Origin of the sequence: Vibrio mimicus CAIM 602, from assembly GCF_000338875.1 — a bacterium.
Taxonomy (GTDB): Bacteria; Pseudomonadota; Gammaproteobacteria; order Enterobacterales; family Vibrionaceae; genus Vibrio; species Vibrio mimicus.
Genome location: NZ_AOMO01000075.1, coordinates 1 through 2,674, shown reverse-complemented (window position 1 = coordinate 2,674; position 2,674 = coordinate 1). Strand labels below are relative to the sequence as shown.

Annotated in this window: 4 protein-coding genes; all 4 read left to right on the top strand. The window is 44.0% G+C overall.

Annotated features, from left to right (window positions below; translation table 11 throughout):
- Positions 1-297 precede the first annotated feature (297 nt).
- The 4 genes from D908_RS02455 to D908_RS02470 all read left to right on the top strand — a co-directional run bounded on the left by D908_RS02455 (position 298) and on the right by D908_RS02470 (position 2,575).
- A complete protein-coding gene (locus D908_RS02455; protein ID WP_032467736.1) occupies positions 298-924 on the top strand; it encodes an HD domain-containing protein in 627 nt (208 codons plus the stop codon).
- A gap of 166 nt (positions 925-1,090) precedes the next feature.
- On the top strand, positions 1,091-1,486 hold the full coding sequence (locus tag D908_RS02460; protein ID WP_032467735.1) for a DUF3465 domain-containing protein: 396 nt from the start codon (positions 1,091-1,093) through the stop codon (positions 1,484-1,486).
- Between the two features lie 149 nt (positions 1,487-1,635).
- Positions 1,636-2,094: a hypothetical protein gene (locus D908_RS02465; protein ID WP_032467734.1), complete on the top strand. Its 459-nt coding sequence runs from the start codon at positions 1,636-1,638 to the stop codon at positions 2,092-2,094.
- Between the two features lie 298 nt (positions 2,095-2,392).
- Positions 2,393-2,575: a DUF645 family protein gene (locus tag D908_RS02470; protein ID WP_005527055.1), complete on the top strand. Its 183-nt coding sequence runs from the start codon at positions 2,393-2,395 to the stop codon at positions 2,573-2,575.
- Positions 2,576-2,674: the final 99 nt, after the last annotated feature.

The following is a 2,674-nucleotide window of genomic DNA, read 5'->3' as shown; positions in this document are numbered from 1 at the left end:
TGGTTTACTGGTCTGTGACAATGCCACCTCTCATGCAGATGAACTTGCAGAATTCAGAGCGTGGGTAAGCTCTCAACAAAACCTGAGCGTTTCATTAGTACCAGTAGGTAAAGGTGAGTTATTGGTCTATAAGGGTGAAAAATAGGTATAACAAACGCCTCAAGAGGGACTGTCAACGCGTGGTGTTTCCAGCCCCAATGGGCTACGGTGGTTATGGTTGTTGTGTTTGAGTTTAGTGTTATGCGTTGCCAGCCCCTTAGGCGGGCGTTAGCTGTATACGATGAACAAGGAAGTAATGTGGTAGAAAACTATGAGACTCAATTTGTAACTTTCATTGGGTCTGAAATGGAGCAAGATTTGGCGCATGACTTAAACCATGTATTTCGTGTTGTCAAAACGGCCAAGTTGTTGAGCAAAATTGAAGGTGCGATGCTTGAGGTTGTTTTACCCGCAGCGTATCTCCACGATTGTTTTTCATTTCCCAAGAATCATCCTAATAAAACTGAAAGCTCTCGTATTGCAGCAGATAAAGCACTGGAGTTTCTTAATGATATTGGTTATCCGAAGGAATATCACGACGCTATAAAGCACGCAATTATTGCACATAGTTTTAGCGCCAATGTTCAACCTGACACGCTTGAAGCAAAGGTCGTACAGGACGCAGATAGGCTCGATGCTCTAGGTGCAATTGGGATTGCTCGTTGCATCCAGGTGAGTACAAATTTAGGTGTGGGTTTATATGACGCAACTGACCCCTTTTGCGGTACACGTGAACCGAATGATCGTGTGAATACGGTAGATCATTTCTACACTAAGCTATTTAAATTGCCTGAAATAATGCATACAGCGTCAGCAAAGGTAGAAGCTGAAAAGAGAATGAAATTTATGAAAGCTTACTTAATTCAGTTGGGAATGGAAATCTAGCCATACAGCTAACAAACGCCTCAAGAGGGACTGCCAACGCGTGGCGTATCCAGTCCCAATGAGTCGTGGTGGTTATGGTTGTTGTGTTTGAGTGTAGTGCTATGCGTTGCCAGCCCCTTAGGCGGGCGTTAGGTGAATGGTGAGTGGATTGAACAAGGACAGCTTTATGAAATGGTTTTTAGCTTTTTGGCTCGTTGTCGCCAGCTGTTTTTCGGCCGGCTTGTATTCTAATGACGCCGTTTTACAACAAGCTTATCAATCGCAACAAAGTGATTTACAGGTTCAAGGATTTGGACAAGTGGTGAAAGTGTTGCCCGACGACAACGATGGTTCAAAGCATCAAAAGTTCATCTTAAAGCTTAATAGCGGACAAACGTTGCTTGTTGCTCATAACATCGACTTAGCACCGAGAGTTCCGAACTTGAAGGTTGGCGACAGTGTTGAGTTTTATGGTGAGTACGAATGGAACAAAAAGGGTGGCGTTCTTCACTGGACTCATAAAGATCCTCAAAATCGTCATGCTCATGGTTGGTTGAAACACAATGGGCAGGTGTACGAGTAAATTCACCTAACAAACGCCTCAAGAGGGACTGTCAACGCGTGGCGTTTCCAGTCCCATTGAGCCGCGGTGGTTACGGCTGTTGTGTTTGAGTTTAGTGTTATGCTTTGCCAGCCCCTTAGGCGGGCGTTAGCTTACAAGGGTACTACGGTGTGTTTCTACTAAGTCGTAAAGAGTCAAAATTAAGTTATTGCCTAAAAGCGTCTGCAGTTTCTTTCTGCTCCGCAGGTGCGCTTACGGTGATTGTTGATCTTCTTTATGGTCTCCCCGCTGATGGCCCTGATGTGGGAATGACTTTGGTTGATGTGCTTGGAACAGTTTTGGTTGGCCCAGCCTTAGAAACATTATTGATGACACTGATACTGGTGCTCATCGCAAAATTTACAGACAGAATTTTTTTAAGTGCCTGCTTGTGTGCGTTTATCTTTTCTGTTTTACATTCTATGTCACACCCACTTTGGGGCATGTTTACATTCATGCCATTTGTTGTTTTTGGGGTAGCATTTCAAGTATGGCGGCAGAGTTCACCAAAAGTAGGTTTCACAATAGCCTTTTTAATTCATGCGCTTCACAATAGTTATGTCCTCTTAGTTGGCATGTTAGGACAGTAAGCTAACAAGCGCCTCAAGAGGGACTGTCAACGCGTGGCGTTCCCAGTCTCAATGAGCCGCGGTGGTTACGGTTGATGTGTTTCAGTTTTGTGTTATGCGTTGCCAGCCCCTTAGGCGGGCGTTAGCTTCTTAAAGGCTAGAATCATCAAAATCTAAGCTCATTTGCTGTGAAAAATCAGTTTTTAGTGTTCAAGTTTTACAACTTGGCTTTCGAATTTCTCGGATGCTGACTTGGTAGAAAGTGTTGAATGCTCAGTAGTTTCAAAGTCGCAGGAAGCTATCAAACCTCAATGCTTCAATGTTGTTGGATGCTCCACACGGAAAGTTTGGTTTCACAAAAGGCTGCATCATCGCTGTGATCTTGCTTTCTTTGTCGCGGACTCTTAACCGTGGCCAACTCAACCTTGATCGTTTTAAATTTTGGCAGCTAATTTCACAGCTTTTGGCGTTGGATGCGTGTTTGTGTGATGCTTCTGCGTAAAATGGCTTTCAAGCAAATGTGTTAAAAATCATTGTTAAACAATAGGCTACGAAGCTAACAAACGCYTCAAGAGGGACTGTCAACGCGCGGCGTTTCCAG

Bases quoted from the DNA above. Each gene is read 5' to 3' on its own strand.
- D908_RS02460 (WP_032467735.1), top strand. From the start codon at position 1,091: ATGAAATGGTTTTTAGCTTTTTGGCTCGTTGTCGCCAGCTGTTTTTCG.
- D908_RS02470 (WP_005527055.1), top strand. From the start codon at position 2,393: ATGTTGTTGGATGCTCCACACGGAAAGTTTGGTTTCACAAAAGGCTGC.